Source organism: Acinetobacter sp. BMW17 (genome assembly GCF_001592855.1).
Lineage (GTDB): Bacteria > Pseudomonadota > Gammaproteobacteria > Pseudomonadales > Moraxellaceae > Acinetobacter > Acinetobacter johnsonii.
In genome coordinates, this window is sequence record NZ_LSOD01000048.1 from 78,183 (window position 1) to 98,448 (window position 20,266).

The window sequence follows — 20,266 nt, forward strand, 5'->3', positions numbered from 1 at the left end:
TTAAAAAACCGATGGCTCTCACTTGAAAGCCATCGGTTTAACTTGGTATGACCTTAGATCATTACCACATTATTTTAAAATTAAAGGTTATTGCTCAAATCGGCTTGAGTGTTCATAGGTTTATCTTGAGCATGCTTTCCCCAGTTAAACTTCTGTGCACAGATGCCCAATCCAACAATAAACAGAGCAAGTAAACTGGTGTAAGTCACTTCTTTGAAGTAGGTGCCTTCCACAAGCATGGTAATGAGCGCGCCAATGATAAATGCGATGGCAAGATAAGTGAGCCAAGGGAATAACCACATTTTAAAGTCAATCACTTGTCCTTCGGCTTCTAATTTCTTACGCATACGTAATTGTGAGAAGGCAATGGTCAGGTAGACATACAATGCTGCTGTACCTGTTGCTAACATGAAGATGTCATAGACATTCATACTTTCAGTTGCAGTAAGGTACGTTGCGACCAGAGCAAATAATGACGAGACCAGAACGCCCATCCACGGACTACCATTACGGTTGATTGAACCAAAGCTTTTTGGTGCGTCGCCACGTTTTGACAGTGAAAATAACATTCGCGAGCAGGTATAAAGTGCCGAGTTAAAGCAGCTACATACCGAGGTCAGGACTACAAAGTTAACAATGTGTTTTGCTTCTGGAATGCCAAGTGCTGACAAAGTCACACTATAGGTTCCCCACGTTGGATCTTTTAATAGTGGATTGTTATGTGGAATTAGGCATACGGTAATAAACATTGAACCGACATAGAACAACATAATTCGCCAAACCACAGAGTTAGACGCTTTACGGATTTCACGGGCAGGATTTTCTGATTCTGCCGCCGCAACCGTAACAATTTCAGCACCAATGTAGGCAAACATAACCCCAAGTAAGGCGGTGATCACTGCCGAGAAACCGTTTGGCATGAAGCCGTCCGCAGTTAAATGCGTGATTCCTGATGCAGTTGCTTGACCCCATGGCCATAAATGCATGATAGCCAAGCTACCAATCACTAAGAAAATCACAATCGCAATTACTTTGATGAGTGCAAACCAAAATTCAAATTCACCATAGTTTTTGACATTTTGTAAGTTGACCAAAACTAAGGACACAATTACTACCAACATGTACCCCCAGATTGGGATAAAGGGAAACCAGCTATTGAGAATTTTACCTGCGACATAGGCTTCCCAGCCCATCAGCAAAGCCCAAGAACACCAATACAGCCAGCCAATGGTAAAACCAGCCCAACGACCAATGGCACGATCAGCATAGGTTGAAAACGACCCACTGTCTGGATTGAGAACGGCCATTTCACCTAGCATACGCATGATTAACAGAATGAGTAATCCACCAAACGCATAGGCCAAAACTGCAGCAGGGCCTGCCGAATAGATAACATTTCCCGAGCCGATGAACAGTGAACCACCAATGACACCCGCAATCGAGATCATGGTGAGATGACGCGACTTAAGTCCATTTTTTAAGCCTTGAGATGCATCCGGCACAGCGCTTTGTTTAGGTGCTTCCATATAATTTTCCTTAATCTTAAGGAGGTAGTTTCAAAATGGGCGAAGCCTTTTTCGGACTACTCATCCTTTAAAACTGTAACCGAATGATCAGAGGCTTTATCATTATTAAGGCAAAAATGAATAAATCTGATATTTCTGCCAAAGCGTTAAAAATCACACTTTGGCTACAAAACGGTTACATGTTGTTTATGTATGCACCTAATCTCTCTTTTTTGTTCTCAGTAAACGAGAGCCATTTTTTAGCATTTGGAAGGAGCCAATTGCAGCTAAAATGTGAAAAGCTGGGGAGCCAATGTTTACTCTCATCTCAATAATTTATAGAATGAAGCAGCAAAACTCAGCTTTGTAACTGCGGCTTTAGTCGTAAGTCGAATGGTTGTAAAAAAAACTTAAGTATCTAATTTATAAGAATAATCAACTCAGCGTACGAACTCCTGCATTTCGCAGACATTTGAGTAACACACCAAAAGCCACCAATATTTCTTGTTCACGGACACAGGCAAAGCCCAATAGTAGTCCTTTCTGCCGTGTCGAATAATGCTTGGTATAGTATTGTGACAGCGCTCGAACTTTTACGCCTTGATCAAGTGCATTGCTGGCAATCAACACATCATCCATGTTGCTCGGCAGCTTTAAAATCAAATGTAAACCAGCAGCGGTATTGTATTCATGCAGGAAATCTGCCCCAAGATGACGTGTAATCAGATCGATTAAAAAGGCGTGACGCTTGCTATAGAGTAAACGCATACGACGAATATGTGCTTCATAATGGCTCTCACGGATAAACTCCGCCAAGACCTTTTGATCCAGTAAATGCCCACCCCGATATAACTCCGACGCCACAATACGCAATGGTGAAAACAACTTTTTAGGGACCACCAAATAGCCAATGCGCAAAGCAGGGTAGATGGTTTTACTGAAGGTTCCCATATAAATGACAGGTGCATCAGGCTCCAAACCTTGCAAAGAAGGGAATGGCTGACCCGAGAAGCGAAACTCACTGTCATAGTCATCTTCCACAATCCAACTTTTATGCTGGCGCGCAATGGCAATCAGTTGTTTACGACGTTCTAAACTTAAGTGCGAGCCTAAAGGGTACTGATGTGAAGGCGTCACAAAAATCAGTTTAGGCGGGGTTTTTGGGTCTAGGTCAGGAATAATGCCTTCTTGATCGACAGGTAAGGAGCGTAGATTCACGCCATTAATGCGTAAAATATTACGTGCCCCCCAGTAAGCAGGATCTTCAATCCAAACTTCATCGCCTGGGTCACTTAAGGTCCGTGAAACCAAATCGATCGCCTGATGTGTCCCTTCAGTAATAATGATTTGGTCTGCATCGCATTGCACCGAACGCGCAATTTTGAGGTATTCCGCTAGTTCTTGGCGCAGCTCTAAACAACCGCCCGCATTGCTATAAATAAGACTATTAATTTCGGGTTCACGGCTGAGGCGGGTTTGAATACGGCTAAAAATATGGTGCGGAAACTCTGTGACATCGGGTGCACCGGGCACAAACGCGCCCCATTGGTATGGCGATGCAGCTGAATAGCCGATGAGATAGGAACCGCGTTGCGACAAATTATAATTCTGCTGGGTCTTTTTTTCTTGAGCTTGACTATTGGTATTTTCAGCTTTGACCAAAAAGGATTCAGGCAGTTTTTCAGCCACCCAAGTGCCTTGGCCTGTACGTGCTTCAACATAGCCCTGCGCTTGTAATTGTTCATATGCACTGAGTACGGTATTGCGTGAGACTTTAATTTCTTTGGCTAAGTCACGCGATGCAGGTAGGCGGGTTTTGGGCGCGAGCACACTGTCAATAATGGCGTTGCGTAAGCAGCGAAACAACCGCAATTGTAGGGTTCCGTCAATATCTTGCTGTAATCGTTGCAGTAAATAATCTCCAAGCAAGCTACGCAATTGGCTCTCTCCTACAATATTAAAATGGCTTTTCGTGAGCGATTACCATAAATGCAAATTATCTCGTCAGGCAGCCGTTGTAAAGCATTTCGCTTGTAGACGTTGGGAGCAAATGCCCGAGACTAAGGGGCTGGAAATATACACAAGTCGCATCCAAAGCAAAAGTTTTTTTAGATGATTTACATAATCGAATACAACGGCTTGAAAATACAATTAGAAAAGCCTAAAGAAGGACATAAATGGTTTCTAGGTTGGCACAGTCATTTGCTGAATTTTGGGCTTCTTTAGCATTTTTGGTGATTCGGTTGAATACCGTAATGGCCCTCTAGAATAAGTATGCCCTTTTAAAATTTATATTTTTTAAGTTATTTATTTTTATCAAATAAATATTTTATGTGGAAAATAATTATAAAGGGGTAGGGTGAATTGGCTCCATCTGTCTGATGAAAAGTGGCTCTCGTCTAGTGCCAATAAAAGCGCAAAATGCAATAAACACCACGTCCTTTGTAAATCAGCAAAAAGCATGATCGGGACGCTGAAATTTTATAAATGTATGAATCAAGAATGAGGATACAAAATGGACAGTAAACACTCTGCACTGAACGCACGTAAACTAAAAGCGACTCCTCGTGGCGTTGGTGTCATGTGTCAATGGTATGCGGAGAAAGCAGAAAATTCCACCATTTGGGATGCTGAAGGGAATCAATATACTGACTTCGCGGGTGGTATTGCAGTACTGAACACAGGTCACCGTCATCCTAAAATTATTGCTGCTGTTACTGAACAATTGACTAAATTCACCCATACAGCATACCAAGTTGTACCGTACGAAATTTATGTTTCTTTGGCTGAACGTATTAATGCACGTGCGCCAATTGCTGGTGAAGCGAAAACAACATTTTTCTCTACTGGTGCTGAAGCTGTAGAAAATGCAGTGAAAATTGCACGTTCTTACACAGGTCGTCACGGTATTGTGACTTTTGGTAACGGTTTCCACGGTCGTTCATTTATGACGATGGCAATGACGGGTAAAACTGCACCGTACAAACGTGACTTTGGTGTGATGCCTTCAGGTGTTTTCCATGCACGCTACCCAGTAGAGTCAAAAGGCATTACTGTCGATGCTGCGATTGAAAGCATTGAAGACATTTTTGCAGAAGATATTGCGGCACATGATGTCGCTGCTATTGTCCTTGAACCTGTTCAAGGTGAAGGCGGTTTCAACGTTGTTCCTGCTGAATTCTTAACACGTTTACGTGCGCTATGTGATCAACACGGTATTTTGATTATTGCAGATGAAGTACAGACAGGCTTTGCACGTACTGGTAAGTTATTTGCTATGGATCATTATGAAACCAAAGCGGATTTAATCACTATGGCGAAAAGTCTTGGTGGTGGTTTCCCAATCTCTGGTGTGGTTGGCCGTGCTGAAGTGATGGATGCACCGAACCCAGGTGGTCTAGGTGGTACTTATGCAGGTAATCCAGTGGCTGTAGCTTCTGCACATGCCGTACTAGACGTGATTGAAGAAGAAGGTCTTTGCGAACGTGCAAATGTATTGGGCGCAGAGTTGGTTGAAGTTCTGAATGAACTAAAACAGTCTTCGTCTACGGTCCAAGAAATTCGTGCGTTGGGTTCAATGGTCGCGATTGAGTTGGAAACGGCGGATCAAGCGAAAGCAATTCAAAACTATGCAATGCAAAATGGCTTGCTTATTTTGACCTGTGGTCGTTATGGTAATGTGATCCGTTTCTTATATCCTTTAACGATTCCTGCAGAACAATTCCGTGCTGGCTTAAACATTTTAAAACAAGGTTTTGCACTTTCTGCTGCAGCATAATTGAAGAGTAATGACTATGCTTCAAGCGCAATATAAAGATTTATTACAGCATCCAGATATTCGTTTTGATGTGCCTGAAAATGGTGGTTACATCGAAGTCAAAGATGCGGCAACACATGACACTTTGGCGTGGGTGAAATCCCATGACCGCGCGTCAGTTGAGCAAGTGATTGCTCGTTCTCAAAAGGCACAAACTGCGTGGAAAGCGCAAACAGCTCTACAACGCGCTGATGTACTTTGGGCTTGGTTTGATTTGATGCAGGAAAATAAAGAGTCATTGGCTCAGATTTTGACTGCTGAACAAGGTAAGCCTTTAGCGGAAGCACGAGGTGAAATTGGCTATGCTGCTTCATTTATTCGTTGGTTTGCTGAACAAGCACGCCGTATCGATGGTGAAGTTTTAACACCCACACTGCCGAACCAACGTTTGTTGGTGATCAAACAGGCGATTGGTGTTACGGCAGCAATTACGCCGTGGAACTTCCCCGCAGCAATGATCACACGTAAGGCCGCACCTGCAATTGCAGCAGGGTGTTCGATGATTGTGAAACCTGCTGAGCAAACGCCTTTAACGGCTTATGCTTTAGAAGTGTTAGCATTACGAGCGGGTTTGCCACAAGACGTGTTATTACACATCAGTGGTGATTCAAGCGAAGTGGGCAAAACATTGTGCGAAAGCGACACGGTGAAAAAGTTGAGTTTCACAGGTTCAACGCAAGTTGGTCGTATCTTGATGCAACAGTGTGCGCCAACCATCAAAAAACTGTCTTTAGAGTTAGGCGGTAATGCACCTGTGTTGGTGTTTGACGATGCCAATCTTGAGCAAGCTGTACAAGGCATTATGGCCAGCAAGTTCCGAAATAGCGGACAGACCTGTGTATGTGCCAACCGTATTTATGTACAAGACGGTATTTACGATGCTTTGGTTGAAAAACTGGCAGTTGCTGTCGCGAACTTAAAAGTGGGTGATGGCCGAGTTGAGACTTCAACCCAAGGGCCGCTGATCGATGAAGCCGCGATTGAAAAAGTACAGTCGCATATTGCCGATGCCATTAGCAAAGGTGCGCAGGTTAAAACCGGTGGTCAACGCTCAAGCCTAGGTGGTACTTTCTTTGAACCGACACTTTTAACCGAAGTGACACAAGAGATGAAAGTGGCAAAAGAAGAAACCTTTGGTCCATTGGCACCGCTATTCCGTTTTAAAACGGAAGAAGAAGCAGTACAAATGGCCAATGACACTGAGTTTGGTTTGGCAACTTACCTATTTACGCAAAATACCGCACGTCAGTGGCGTGTTGGTGAAGCGCTTGAGTACGGTATGGTCGGCATCAACACGGGTGCGATTTCAAATGAAGTGGCTCCCTTTGGTGGTGTGAAGCAGTCTGGCTTAGGTCGTGAAGGCTCTAAATTTGGTATCGACGAATATCTTGAAATGAAATATTTGTGCGTGGACTTATCTGTTTAAGTCAGTCCAGAAACCATCAGTTTAAAAATCAGCCTTGCCCATTCATGGCTGATTTTTTATGGGTGTATTATTGGAGGAGGGGGATTCATTTTAGACTATTGTGTGATTCAAAAATTGGTTTGATCATGAGGATTGTAAATATAATGTATAATTAACCTGATAAAATTAAATTTCTGTTTTTAAATTATTGTTAAAGCATAACAAATATAGGAATAAAATATTAAAATAAATATAGGAAATGTAAAAAATATAAATAATTTTATTTTCATTCTTATATTTTTCAATAAAATACTCTTCAGTGAAGATGGGCTTTGTTGCACAAAGCTGTTCGTAAGGTCTAATTCAGCAATATAATTTCCGAATGAAGAAGCCTGCACCTAATATCTACCGTACAATCAACTGGTCCAAATACAATCAAGCCTTAATTAATCGAGGAAACATTTCGATTTGGTTTGATCCCAAGACTCAATGGTACGCTCAACCCAAAGGTAAACATGGTCGAAATCAAACTTATTCAGATACAGCCATCCAATGCTGTTTAATGATTAAATCCTTATTTCGACTCTCTTTACGTATGGTCACTGGCTTTGTGAAAAGCCTCATTAAGCTTTGTGGTTTAGATTGGACAGCGCCAGATTATTCCACCATTTGCAGAAGACAAAAGCATATTGATCTTGTAATTGGCTATCAAAAAAGTAGTGATGGACTACATCTACTTGTCGACTCTACTGGTTTAAAGTTTTTAGGTGAAGGTGAATGGAAACGCAAGAAACATCAGCCTGAATATCGTCGCCAATGGCGAAAACTTCATATTGGTATAGATGCTGAAACCCTACAAATACGATCAGTTCAACTCACGACCAACAATGTGAGTGATTCGCAAGTCCTTGGTGATTTACTAAATCAAATCCCATTGGATGAACAGATTGATTCAGTCTATACAGATGGGGCTTATGACACAAAACAATGCCGTCAGGTCATTGCAGATCGGCAAGCGCATGCAGTGATTACACCTAGGAAAAATGCGAGACCTTGGAAAGATACAAAAGTTCATTCGCGAGAGCGAAATGAATTACTTCGAACAGTTAAGCATTTAGGAAGAATAATATGGAAAAAATGGTCAGGTTACCATCGGCGCAGTTTGGTTGAAACCAAGATGCATTGCATCAAATTATTGGTGGATAAACTCAGTGCGAGAAACTTTCAAAGCCAAGTCAATGAGATTCATGCACGTGTGGCCGTATTAAATAAATTTACAGAATTAGGCAGATCTCATACCCAAGTTGTAACCTAAATTTTAGCAACTTAGGAAAACTCTGCCTCACCATACTACTGTCAGCATTGTTACGTTAAGCTACAATAGTAATTTAACAAAGATAGGAGTTTAAGTCTTACTCCTATCTTTTATTCTAGAGACAAATATATGACTAGCAATCCTAAACTTGGACCACACGAAGAAATAGAACTTGAGTTAATGAAAGTAAATCAAAAAAAAATTGCATTATTTGATTTTTTTCCAGAAGAATTCAGAGAACCTTGTGGTAATGGTGAGATAAATTTAATTTTTAGTAAGATTAAATCTAGACTGAAAGACTTAGAGATTGATGTATATATTTTTTATATACATAATGAAAAAGATAATGCTTATAGATTATTAGAATTAATTAATAAACAATTAAATATCACAAAAATAAATATAGATTTAGAACGAGAAATCGGGCATCTTTTAGGCTATAAAGAAAAAGATATTGATTTTTATATTGATAAAATTCAAAAAGCAAAATAGGTGAATTATGAACCTCTTTCATAAATCATTTTTTACTCAATTCTAGATTATAGATTCCAGCAATTAAATTGAATCTCAAACCTAGTCTTTTACCTCTATTTCGATAGCGTTCTGCAAGGATTTTGAACGTTTTTAGGCTGCCAAATACATGTTCAATCCCAATTCTTCTTTTGTTGATCTCTTGGTTGTAGAGTTTCAGTTCAGGATCTAATTTACAGTGTCTTTTCGCTTTTAAAGGAAGCAGGTTAGAGAGAAGTATAAATTTTCCAGATTGTCTTTCTCGACTTTAAACTTTATAGGTTGACAGTAAAATGCTGGTTTCAGTATTGTAAATTCCTGAAATATTTCGAATTCGTTCTAAAATTCGGTCAAAGTTTTCTAAACTGTCAGACTTCAATTCTACCAACAGATCCCACTTACCATTGGTGCTATGCAAGGTATGCACGGCAGGGTCGATTCGGAGCTCTTTGACCACCGCACTGGTCTTGGTGCCTTCGACCATAATATTCATCCAAGCACGGATACTATTTTTCTCAGTCCCCGGTTTAATCCGCACTGTATAGCCTGTAATGACGCCACTGGTTTCCAAATATTCAATACGCTTTTGTACCGTATTTCGAGAGATACGAAGCTTATTTGCAATCTCGGTAATCGAGATACGTGCATTGTCTTGCAGTAAGCCGAGGATTTGACTGTCCGTATCATTCATTTTGATTTTTCCTATTATCAATTTGATGAAATTTAATTCATTTTAATCAAAATTACAACTTTTTCGGCGCAGTTTGATTTTTCATACTATGCATATTGAGCAGTATTCACATGAACGTTACATCGAGCTGAGGCGATGTGTTCTACGGGTAATGTCTCATATCTATTTAATGGATTTGATTCACCAAATTTTCAAAGGGAAACATCATGTCTTTGTCATATGAAATGGACAATAGTGGCGCTTGGCAGACCTATCTTGCACAGATTAACCGTGTTGCGCCATATCTGGAAGACGACTTAGTTCCATTCATCAATACTTTAAAGCGTCCTAAGCGCGCTTTGATTGTTGATGTACCAATCGTGATGGACGATGGTTCGATCCAGCACTTCGAAGGTTATCGTGTACAGCACAATTTGTCGCGTGGACCGGGTAAAGGTGGTATTCGTTATCATCCAGATGTAGAACTCAATGAAGTCATGGCACTCTCAGCGTGGATGACGATTAAAACTGCGGTATTGAACTTACCGTATGGCGGCGCCAAAGGAGGCGTTCGTGTAGACCCTCGCAAATTGTCTCCACGTGAACTTGAACGATTAACTCGCCGTTTTACTAGCGAAATTAGCCTAGTGATTGGCCCACAAGTCGATATTCCAGCTCCAGATGTAGGCACCAATCCAGACATCATGGGTTGGATGATGGATACCTATTCAAGTATCAAAGGTCATACCGTAACAGGTGTAGTAACCGGTAAGCCTGTGCACTTGGGTGGTTCTTTAGGCCGTGTGCGTGCAACAGGTCGTGGCGTATTTGTGACTGGTTTAGAAGTTGCTAAGAAAATCAATCTCGCACTTGAAGGCAGCTGTGTAGCGATCCAAGGTTTCGGTAACGTGGGTAGCGAAGCGGGTTACTTATTCCATAAAGCCAATGCGAAAGTGGTGTGTGTACAAGACCATACAGGCACGATCTTTAATGCTGAAGGTATGGACGTTAAGCAGTTACAAGACTACGTTGCGATTCATAAAGGTGTAGCAGGTTTCCCAGATGCCACTTTAATTGAAGATGAAGCGTTCTGGTCGGTTGAAATGGATATTTTAATTCCAGCGGCTTTAGAAGGTCAGATTACGCCTGAGCGTGCGCAAAAATTGACTGCAAAATTAGTCTTGGAAGGTGCGAATGGTCCAACGTATCCAGACGCAGAAGACATTCTGTTAGAACGTAAAATCACGATTGTACCTGACGTACTGTGTAACGCAGGCGGTGTAACTGTGAGTTACTTCGAATGGGTTCAAGACATGGCGAGCTACTTCTGGACAGAAGAAGAAATTAACCAACGTTTAGACAAACTCATGATGTCAGCAGTTGAAGACGTTTGGTTCACTGCAAGCGAAAAGCAGTGCAGCCTACGTACAGCAGCATACATCTTGGCGTGTAAACGTATCTTAAAAGCACGTAAAGAACGAGGAATTTTCCCAGGTTAAGGGGAAGTTCCGTGCCCTTCGGGGCACACCATATTATTAGAAAGAATAACATCAGATTTATTAAGGACGAACAAACCATGAACCAGAATAGTCAACCAAATCGCCAAGATTTTAATCAGTACATGGTGCCAGTTTTTGCACCCGCTCAGTTTATTCCTGTGCGTGGCGAAGGTTCTCGTTTATGGGATCAGCAAGGTAAGGAATATATCGATTTTGCAGGCGGTATTGCGGTCAATGCGCTTGGACATGCTCACCCTGTGGCGGTGAAAGCTTTGGTCGAACAAGGTCAAAAGCTTTGGCACATTGGCAATGGTTATACCAATGAGCCTGTACTTGAGCTTGCAAAACAATTAGTTGATAACACCTTTGCAGATAAAGTGTTCTTCTGTAACTCTGGTGCAGAAGCCAATGAAGCGGCTTTGAAACTTGCACGCAAAGTGGGCCTACTTTCAGGCTCTGCACGCAAAAATAAAATTATTGCATTTAAAAATGCTTTCCACGGTCGTACTTTATTTACTGTTACGGCAGGTGGTCAACCAAAATATTCACAAGACTTTGCACCGCTTCCAGAAGGTATTCACCACTTACCATTCAATGATTTAGACGCAGTACGTGAAGGGATTGATGCAGATACGTGTGCGGTGATTGTTGAGCCGATTCAAGGTGAAGGTGGTGTCATTACGGCAAGCCCTGAATTTTTAAAAGGCTTACGTGAACTGTGTGACCAACATGGTGCGGTACTTATTTTTGATGAAGTACAAACAGGTGTTGGTCGTACAGGTGCTTTATATGCGTATATGAATACGGATGTGACCCCAGACATTTTAACCACAGCCAAAGCACTCGGCGGCGGTTTCCCCATTGGTGCCATGATCACAACAGATAAGTTTGCCAACATGTTTGTGGTGGGTGACCATGGTACGACTTATGGTGGTAACCCATTGGCGTCTGCTGTCGCCAATGCCGTATTTGGTTTGATCAATACCCCAGAAGTGTTGAATGGTGTACGTACACGTGCGCAAATTTTTGCCAACGGTTTAAATCAGTTAAATGCACGCTATGGTCTATTTGAAGAAGTCCGTGGTCAAGGTTTATTAATTGGCTGTGTACTGAAAGCTGAATATGCAGGTAAAGCCAAAGACATCGTGACTTTAGCGGGCGAAGAAGGCTTATTGGCACTGGTTGCAGGTCCAAATGTCGTTCGTTTCACGCCATCATTAATTATTCCAGAAGCAGATATCGAAGCAGGTTTACAACGCTTTGAACGTGCGCTCGCGCGCTTTGTTGGCGCGTGATAGGCCACTGGTTATGATGATTGTTAGACATGCAGAGCATCGAGATTTAGATGATATCTACATTCTGGCGGGGAAGTCTGGCATTGGCCTGACTTCTTTACCCCAAAATAAAGAGATCTTATCGGCTCGTATTGCACGCACGCAAAAGACCTTAGCGGGGCTAGCTGCACCGAGTGAACAGGGTTATTTATTTGTCCTAGAAGACACCCAGTTACAACGTGTGGTTGGCGTGAGTGCAATTGAAGTTTCAGTGGGTTTAACTGAGCCTTTCTATAACTACCATGTGGGCAAACAAGTCCATGCCTCACAAACTCTGAATGTTTATAAAACCTTAAATACGCTGTTTTTAAGCAATGACCATACCGGTTGTAGCGAACTCTGCACGTTGTTTTTAGACCCAGAGTATCGCAAAGACCAAAATGGAAAACTGCTGTCGAAGATCCGTTTTCTGTTTATCGCAGCTTTCAAACAGGCTTTTCAAAATAAGCTGATTGCGGAAATGCGTGGTTATTCGGATGAAAATGGTCGTTCGCCATTTTGGGATGCCTTAGGCCATCACTTTTTCAATATGGATTTCTCGACTGCGGATTATCTCAGCGGTATTGGGCAAAAAGTCTTTATTGCAGAGTTGATGCCACGTTTTCCTGTGTATATCGACTTACTGCCGATGGCCGCGCAACAAGTGATTGCACAGGTGCATCCTCAGACTGTTCCTGCCTCTCGTGTGTTGGAGTCGGAAGGGCTGTGTTACCAAGGTTATGTCGATATTTTTGATGCAGGCCCGACGCTTGAAGCGGAAGTCAGTAGCCTGCGTGCCGTCAAAGAAAGTCACACTTGTGCCGTCAAAATTGTCGATAGCGTACCAGAAGGTGCAGGGCGTTATTTGGTGGCGAATGATCGCTATCAAGACTATCGCGCGATTTTAATTCAGCATGCGGCTGAGACAGACAGTTTAAGTTTAACGGTAGAACAAGCGCATGCCCTTGGTGTGCAAGTAGGGCAAAGCATTCGTATGCTGCCTTTAGATAAGATGGAGCAAAAATAATGTCACAAGGGAATTTATATATAAACGGGACATGGTCTCCAGCGCAAGGTACAGCATGGGACAAACTCGATCCAGTTACGCAAGACACAATTTGGCATGGTGCAGAAGCAACAGCTGAGCAAGTTGAACAGGCTTGTCAGTCTGCACGTGCAGCATTTGCCGCTTGGGCACGCCGCCCTTTAGCTGAGCGCCTTGAAATTATTCAACGATTTGCCAGCTTGTTAGAACAAAACAAACAACAGCTTGCAACGATTATTAGTCGTGAAACCAGTAAACCGATTTGGGAAACGTTGACTGAAGTTCAGTCGATGATTGGCAAAGTGGCAATTTCGGTACGTGCTTATCACGAGCGTACAGGTGAAAGTCTGACGGAAATGCCAGATGGTGCAGCGTCTTTACGTCACCGTCCGCATGGTGTGTTGGCTGTATTCGGCCCGTATAACTTCCCAGGTCACTTACCGAATGGTCACATCGTTCCTGCGCTGATTGCAGGAAACACTTTGGTCTTTAAACCAAGTGAGTTGACGCCATGGACCGCAGAAGAAACAGTCAAATTATGGCAAGAAGCAGGCTTGCCTGCGGGTGTGTTGAACTTGGTACAAGGTGGTCGTAGCACAGGTGAGGCACTTGCGCAGTCGCATGAAATTGATGGCTTGTTGTTCACAGGCAGTGCCAATACCGGTTACCACCTGCATAAACAATTGGCTGGTGCTCCAGAAAAAATTCTCGCGCTAGAAATGGGCGGTAACAACGCATTAATTATCGATGAGATTACTGACATTGATGCCGTGGTGAATTTAACCGTTCAATCTGCCTTTATTTCAGCGGGTCAGCGCTGTACTTGTGCACGCCGTTTAATTATTAAAAATGGTGCTGTAGGTGATGCCTTCATTCAACGTTTGGTTGAAATCAGCCGTAATTTGGTTGTGGGTCAGTGGGATGCTCAGCCACAACCGTTTATGGGCGGTGTGATTTCACTACATGCCGCACAGCAAATTTTACAAGCGCAACAACGCCTGATCGATTTAGGTGCTCAGGTGTTATTACCTGTCACTCAAGCAGATGCCAACAGTAGTTTATTAAGTCCGGGTCTATTGGAAGTCACAGGCGTTAACAATGTGCCAGATGAAGAATATTTTGGCCCATTGAGCTGTATCTATCGTTATGACCATTTCGATGAAGCTTTGGCACTAGCGAATGGCACTCGATTCGGTTTGTCGGTGGGTCTAGTTTCACCTGACCGTGAACTGTTTGATCGCTTATTGATTGAAGCACGTGCAGGTATTGTGAACTGGAATAAACCATTAACAGGCGCGTCAAGTGCTGCACCCTTTGGTGGTGTTGGTGCATCAGGAAACCATCGTGCCAGTGCCTTCTATGCCGCAGATTACTGCGCATGGCCAATGGCATCACTGGAAAGTCAGCAGGTAAGTTTACCTGAAAAATTATCGCCAGGCATTGTGCTGTAAGTCGACAAAAGGGAGTTTAGAAATGTCAGGCTATGAAATTAATTTTGATGGTTTAGTCGGTCCAACGCATCACTATGCGGGATTGTCATTCGGAAACGAAGCATCAACCAAAAACCAAAATAATCTTTCCAACCCGAAGTTGGCTGCCAAGCAAGGTCTGTTAAAGATGAAAGCTTTGGCCGACATGGGCTTAAAGCAAGGTGTATTTGCACCGCAAGAACGCCCACATGTCCCGACTTTGCGCAAATTGGGTTTCCGTGGGGATGATCACAGTGTCATTGAACAAGCCATGCGAACTTCGCCTGCGTTATTGTCAGCGTTGAGTTCTGCATCGTGTATGTGGACTGCCAATGCGGCAACGGTTTCACCGTCGGCGGACAGTGCAGATGGTCGTGTGCATTTTACTGCGGCAAATTTGAACAACAAATTCCACCGTTCGATTGAGCATGAAACGACATCACGTGTTATGGCAGCCATGTTTAACGATGAGCGTCACTTTGCCCATCACGAAGCTTTACCGCCAGTGGCATTGTTCGGTGATGAAGGTGCGGCAAACCATAACCGTTTAGGCGGTGCTTATGATCAAGCCAGCGTGCAAGTGTTTGTCTATGGTCAGCAGTTCCTCGGTGGTGGTATCGGTCCGAAACATTATCCTGCACGCCAGTCGCGTGAGGCGAGTGAAGCAGTGGCACGTTTACATCAGCTCAAAGCGGAACAAACAGTGTTTGTCCAGCAGCATCCCGATGTGATTGATCAAGGCGTCTTCCACAACGACGTGATTGCGGTGAGTAACCAAAACGTACTGTTCCACCATCAGCATGCATTTTTGAATCAATCTGAAGCGTTGTCAGAAATTCGCGAAAAAATGGCGCGTTTGGGTCAAGAGTTTGTGTCCATTGAAGTGCCTGATCTGCGTGTTTCTGTGAAAGATGCGGTGAATACTTATTTGTTCAATAGTCAATTGCTCACGCGTGCCGATGGCGGGATGAGCATTGTGGTGCCTGAAGAATCGCGTCAAAACCCAGCAGTATGGGGTTATTTAAACGACATGATCCAAATGGGCACACCGATTGATGACATTAAGGTGTTTGACCTGCGTGAAAGTATGCGCAATGGCGGTGGACCTGCATGTTTACGTTTACGTGTAGCAGCGAATGAAGCAGAGCTGAATGCGATCAATCCAAACCTGTTTATGAATGATGCCTTGTTTACCCGTTTAAATACGTGGGTGGATCAGTACTACCGCGACCAATTGGCACAGCAAGATTTGGCTGATCCGCAATTACTGATTGAAAGCCGTACTGCATTAGATGAACTGACGCAAATTTTGAACTTAGGTTCGGTGTATCACTTCCAACGTTAAGCAATCGTGCAGGGAAAGCAGATGATAGATTTTCTAGGTGATGTTTTAGCACAACGTGTCCCGACTGTAGTGCATGGCGTACAGCATGATTTTCATTGGGAATGGTTGGCTGAAGGTGTTTTATCTTTTACACCGAAACAGGCTTATGAAAAAGCGGTCGTGCTTTCCGCGGGTGTGCATGGCAATGAAACTGCGCCAATCGAGTTGTTGGCGCAGCTGAGTCAAGATTTGTTTGCAGGGGCATTAGAGCCCAAGGTTAAATTATTACTGATTTTAGGTAACCCTATCGCGATTCGCACAGGGCAACGTTATGTTGAAAATGATATGAACCGCATGTTCTGCGGGGCCTACCAACAATTTGCCGATACAGTTGAAGCGCAGCGGGTGGCAGTCTTAGAACAGATCGTCACCGCTTTTTTTAATGATAGTCCAGCTCAAGTAAGGCGCTATCATTACGATTTGCACACTGCGATTCGCCCATCTTTGTTGCCGACTTTTGCCTTATTTCCATATCAAATCCATGACTATGATGCGGTGATGTTGGACAGCCTAAAAGCTGCGGAACTAGATGCCTTGGTGTATCACAATGCAGTAGGCCGTACCTTTACGCACTTTAGTAGCGCTCAGTTTCAAGCAGCCAGTTCGACACTCGAACTTGGTCATGCCAAACCCTTTGGCCAAAATGATTTGGCGGCTTTCGCCGCGATTAATCATGTGCTTCGCGCCGTGGTGAGTGAGCAGGCCTTACCTGTACGTCAAAAACAAGCAATTCAAACTTTTCGAGTCGTTGATTCGATCATCAAAACTGAAGATGACTTCCAGCTTAATTTGGCAGATTCTGCGCCTAATTTTTCCGTGTTCGAAACCGATACCGTGATTGCTCTGCAACAGGGCAAACCGTATGTGACTGCACCTGAGCAGGTTCGAATTTTATTTCCGAATACTCAAGTGAAAAAGGGATTAAGAGCAGGGCTGATATTAACTGAGGTTCATCCTTGATGATTTCAGTCAATTTATTAAATGTGATGATGGTGGTTTATCGAACTTAAGTCGTTAAATTAATTTTCAATGGAATTGAATATATGGATATTGAGAAAAATATTAATTCAATATTTTCATCTTTCGATCATAAGGGGACTTATAATCGATGGATGGTTTTGCGTTGTGTTTTTATTAAGTTGTTGTTTTTTAATATTAAATAATTAAATTTGGCATGGGTTTTGCAGCCTGTGTGAGTATTATTTTGCCGCCATAAAGAGATAAATAGTGTGGTGCTGAATAATAAAAATTAATGTTATTGAAAAATAATATGTAGCTTAATTTTGGACTGAGATGAAATAAGGAATTATCTAAATCTGAGTCCCATATTTACACCCATTGGGTTGTAAATTGGAGTAAAAACATGATGAATGGAAAACAGACCCATCAACAAAAAGAGCCTTTAGAAGGTGATTTACTGGGTGGACATCATTACGAGTCAGTTGAGGAAGAACAACTGCAACGCTCACTGACCAATCGTCATATTCAGATGATTGCGATTGGTGGTGCGATTGGTACAGGTCTTTTTATGGGGTCGGGCAAGACACTCGCTGTGTCGGGTACTTCGATCATCTTAACTTACCTTATTATTGGCTTCTTCTTTTTCTTCGTCATGCGTGCGATGGGGGAGTTACTGCTTTCTAATACCAATTACAAATCTTTTGCAGACTTTGCAACGGCTTATTTGGGGCCGTGGGCAGGGTTCTTTTTAGGTTGGTCGTACTGGCTCAGTTGGATTGTCACCGCAATCGCGGATGTGATTGTGATTGGAGGTTATGCACAGTTTTGGTATCCCGATCTCCCCGCATGGATACCCGCCTTCACCTCCATTGCCATTTTGACTTTGTTGAACTTTGTTGCGGTAAAACTGTTTGGTGAAGTGGAGTTCTGGTTTGCTTTAATTAAAATTATAGCGATCATTATGTTCCTGTTGGTCGGTGTCTATCTGATTACCATTGGTTTTGTCTCTCCAGATGGTGTGAAAGCGTCTTTAGCCCATGTGGTCGAGAAAGAGTCGCTGTTCCCTTATGGTCTAACGGGCTTCTTAGCTGGTTTTCAAATCGCAGTATTTGCCTTTGTCGGTATTGAGTTGGTGGGTACTACAGCGGCAGAAACCAAAGATCCGCATCATGCTTTACCACGCGCAATTAACTCAATTCCATTACGTATTTTATTGTTCTATATCGGTGCTTTGGTTTGTATTATCGCAGTCACTTCTTGGTCGCAGATTTCTCCAGACAAAAGTCCATTTGTTGAAATGTTTACTTTAATTGGTTTGCCTGCAGCAGCCAGTATTGTCAACTTTGTCGTGGCCACCTCTGCCATGTCTTCAGCGAACAGTGGGGTGTTTGCCACCAGCCGGATGTTGTTCGGTTTAGCGGTAGAAAAAGATGCACCGAAAAGCTTTGCTCGACTGTCGAAAAGCAAAGTGCCTGTATTGAGTTTAATGTTCTCGATGTTCTGTGTGGTGGTAGGTACTTCAATTTTGTTCATTGTGCCTGATGTAATGACGGCATTTATCATCATTTCAGCCTTCACTTCGATTTTGTGTATTTTCACCTTTGCTATGATTATTTTGTCGTACTTGGCTTATCGCAAAAAAGCGCCTGAACTGCATGAACAGTCGGCGTATAAAATGCCAGGTGGACGTTTTATGGCATGGTTTACCTTGTTGTTCTTGATCTTTGTGGTCGCGATTTTGGCGCTCGATCATGACACCATGATTTCTTTGGCGTTCTCTCCACTTTGGTTTATTGGACTGGGTATTGCTTATTACTATAAAACGAAAAAATATGCAGAGCGTAACTGGATTTTGACCCATGGTCGCCGCATTGAACAGGATGAAATGCCAGAAAATAATTAAGGAACAGAGGGGGAATATTCCCCCTTTATTTTTATCGCAAAACAGAGGGATTTATTTTGAAAAAAGCAACACTTTGGGCATGCATGTTGGGTGCTGGATTACTACATATACAGAGCAGTTTTGCCGCACCGTTATTGACGCCACATCTTTCAGCGACACAAGTGGTAACGCCACTGGCCAATGCATGGGTCGAAATTAATGTGCAGACCTTCGAGCAGAATATTCAGACCTTACAACAGCAATTACAGGACAAAAGCCAGATTTGCGCGGTCATGAAAGCCGATGCTTATGGTCACGGGATTGAACTGTTGATGCCGAGTATTATTAAGCTCAAAGTACCCTGTGTTGGTATCACCAGTAATGCCGAAGCCGCGATGGTACGCAAGTCTGGTTATCAGGGACGGCTGTTAAGACTACGTGCTGCGACTGATCAAGAAATCCAAAATGCTGCTTCCTTAAACATGGAAGAGTTGTTAGGGAACTATGAACAAGCACAGCGCCTCTCAGTATGGGCCAAACAACAAGGTTTAACCCTTGCGTATCATTTGGGTTTAAATGCAGGGGGGATGGATCGAAACGGTTTAGAGCTGGACAGTGCAATAGGTAAACAGCAAGCGCTACGCATAACCAAACTGCCAAATTTAAAGTTGGAGGGCATCATGACGCATTATGCTGTGGAAGATGAAAAATATGTGCGTGAACGTTTGGCTGTCTTTAACCAGCAAACGGATTGGATAATTAAAAAAGCCAAATTAAAGCGAGAAGCGCTGACTTTACATACCGCAAATTCTTTTGCGACCTTAACGGTTCCAGAGTCACACCTAGATATGGTACGTGCAGGCGGTGTGATTTATGGTGACAGCCTTCCAGATCGGGTCGAATATAAAAAGCTGATGACCTTTAAAACCCAAGTGGCAACAGTCAATGCCTATTTGAAAGGTACAACAGTTGGCTATGACCAAACGTATACCTTGAAGCGAGATTCACTATTGGCGAACTTGCCGCTTGGTTATTCAGATGGTTATCGACGTGCTTTTAGTAACAAAGCTTATGTGCTGATTCGAGGGCATAAAGTACCTGTAGTCGGGCGCACCTCGATGAATACTACCATGGTGGATGTTACTGATTTTCCAGATATTCGTGCCAATGATGAAGTGGTCCTGTTTGGCGAACAAGGGGGCGCAATAGTGAAGCAAAGTGATTTGGAAGAATACAATGGCGCTTTGCTGGCAGATGTCTACACCATGTGGGGCAACTCTAATCCGAAAGTTGTGGTTCGGTAGAGTAAAAAGGGGGGATTCTGTTGTTTTGACCTCCTCACTGACAAAACCATCGTTTGGTTTAGGCATTATTCCAGTGTCTAATAATGATTAAAATATTGGGCGGTGTTTCAAAAAGTATGCTGAAAAAAACAATATGGCTTTTGATAAAATAGAGGTATGAAAATAACGCTACAAATCAAATGTCCTAC

At 42.9% G+C, this 20,266-nt stretch carries 16 protein-coding genes; 12 read left to right on the forward strand and 4 right to left on the reverse strand.

The genetic code is table 11. The features are described 5' to 3' along the window. Positions 1-80: 80 nt before the first annotated feature. Together AXW61_RS16520 and AXW61_RS16525 are read right to left on the reverse strand one after the other, a co-directional pair. A complete protein-coding gene (locus tag AXW61_RS16520; RefSeq protein WP_062035352.1) occupies positions 81-1,526 on the reverse strand; it encodes an amino acid permease in 1,446 nt (481 codons plus the stop codon). Between the two features lie 414 nt (positions 1,527-1,940). Beyond that, on the reverse strand, positions 1,941-3,443 hold the full coding sequence (locus AXW61_RS16525) for a PLP-dependent aminotransferase family protein (RefSeq protein WP_062035354.1): 1,503 nt from the start codon (positions 3,441-3,443) through the stop codon (positions 1,941-1,943). A 577-nt stretch (positions 3,444-4,020) separates the two neighbouring features. Between AXW61_RS16525 and gabT the strand changes: the two genes are divergently transcribed. From gabT to AXW61_RS16545, 4 genes are all read left to right on the forward strand, one after another. Next, on the forward strand, positions 4,021-5,283 hold the full coding sequence (gene gabT, locus AXW61_RS16530; RefSeq protein ID WP_062035356.1) for a 4-aminobutyrate--2-oxoglutarate transaminase: 1,263 nt from the start codon (positions 4,021-4,023) through the stop codon (positions 5,281-5,283). Positions 5,284-5,299: 16 nt separating this feature from the next. Beyond that, positions 5,300-6,748 carry an NAD-dependent succinate-semialdehyde dehydrogenase gene (locus AXW61_RS16535; protein ID WP_005400031.1) on the forward strand — a complete coding sequence of 483 codons (1,449 nt, stop codon included), beginning with the start codon at positions 5,300-5,302 and terminating at the stop codon, positions 6,746-6,748. A 361-nt stretch (positions 6,749-7,109) separates the two neighbouring features. Further along, positions 7,110-8,042 (forward strand): IS5-like element ISAlw1 family transposase, encoded by a 933-nt coding sequence (locus tag AXW61_RS16540; RefSeq protein ID WP_062035358.1) that lies wholly within the window; start codon positions 7,110-7,112, stop codon positions 8,040-8,042. A 129-nt stretch (positions 8,043-8,171) separates the two neighbouring features. Then, the gene (locus AXW61_RS16545) at positions 8,172-8,534 is read left to right on the forward strand and encodes a hypothetical protein (protein ID WP_062035360.1); all 363 of its coding nucleotides are present in this window, start codon (positions 8,172-8,174) and stop codon (positions 8,532-8,534) included. A 25-nt stretch (positions 8,535-8,559) separates the two neighbouring features. On the opposite strand, the gene AXW61_RS17430 is transcribed toward AXW61_RS16545, so the two are convergent. Both AXW61_RS17430 and AXW61_RS16550 read right to left on the reverse strand, forming a co-directional pair. Further along, on the reverse strand, positions 8,560-8,793 hold the full coding sequence (locus AXW61_RS17430) for a transposase family protein (RefSeq protein WP_255210000.1): 234 nt from the start codon (positions 8,791-8,793) through the stop codon (positions 8,560-8,562). A gap of 27 nt (positions 8,794-8,820) precedes the next feature. Beyond that, positions 8,821-9,243 carry an Lrp/AsnC family transcriptional regulator gene (locus tag AXW61_RS16550; RefSeq protein WP_004981435.1) on the reverse strand — a complete coding sequence of 141 codons (423 nt, stop codon included), beginning with the start codon at positions 9,241-9,243 and terminating at the stop codon, positions 8,821-8,823. A gap of 203 nt (positions 9,244-9,446) precedes the next feature. On the opposite strand from AXW61_RS16550, the gene AXW61_RS16555 reads away from it, so the two are divergent. From AXW61_RS16555 to alr, 8 genes are all read left to right on the forward strand, one after another. Continuing rightward, a complete protein-coding gene (locus AXW61_RS16555; RefSeq protein WP_171254099.1) occupies positions 9,447-10,721 on the forward strand; it encodes a Glu/Leu/Phe/Val dehydrogenase in 1,275 nt (424 codons plus the stop codon). Between the two features lie 77 nt (positions 10,722-10,798). Continuing rightward, positions 10,799-12,016 (forward strand): aspartate aminotransferase family protein, encoded by a 1,218-nt coding sequence (locus AXW61_RS16560; RefSeq protein ID WP_062035364.1) that lies wholly within the window; start codon positions 10,799-10,801, stop codon positions 12,014-12,016. A 13-nt stretch (positions 12,017-12,029) separates the two neighbouring features. Continuing rightward, on the forward strand, positions 12,030-13,061 hold the full coding sequence (astA, locus tag AXW61_RS16565) for an arginine N-succinyltransferase (protein ID WP_062035366.1): 1,032 nt from the start codon (positions 12,030-12,032) through the stop codon (positions 13,059-13,061). Then, positions 13,061-14,530 (forward strand): succinylglutamate-semialdehyde dehydrogenase, encoded by a 1,470-nt coding sequence (gene astD, locus AXW61_RS16570; protein ID WP_062035367.1) that lies wholly within the window; start codon positions 13,061-13,063, stop codon positions 14,528-14,530. The genes astA and astD overlap by 1 nt, the downstream gene beginning before the upstream one ends. 22 nt (positions 14,531-14,552) lie before the next feature. Further along, positions 14,553-15,893: an N-succinylarginine dihydrolase gene (gene astB, locus AXW61_RS16575; protein ID WP_062035369.1), complete on the forward strand. Its 1,341-nt coding sequence runs from the start codon at positions 14,553-14,555 to the stop codon at positions 15,891-15,893. A 21-nt stretch (positions 15,894-15,914) separates the two neighbouring features. After that, positions 15,915-16,892, forward strand: coding sequence for a succinylglutamate desuccinylase (gene astE, locus AXW61_RS16580; RefSeq protein WP_062035371.1), 978 nt, complete (start codon positions 15,915-15,917; stop codon positions 16,890-16,892). A gap of 403 nt (positions 16,893-17,295) precedes the next feature. After that, positions 17,296-18,795, forward strand: coding sequence for an amino acid permease (locus tag AXW61_RS16585; RefSeq protein WP_004981418.1), 1,500 nt, complete (start codon positions 17,296-17,298; stop codon positions 18,793-18,795). Between the two features lie 56 nt (positions 18,796-18,851). Then, the gene (gene alr / locus AXW61_RS16590; RefSeq protein WP_062035373.1) at positions 18,852-20,078 is read left to right on the forward strand and encodes an alanine racemase; all 1,227 of its coding nucleotides are present in this window, start codon (positions 18,852-18,854) and stop codon (positions 20,076-20,078) included. The last annotated feature ends 188 nt before the right edge of the window (positions 20,079-20,266 follow it).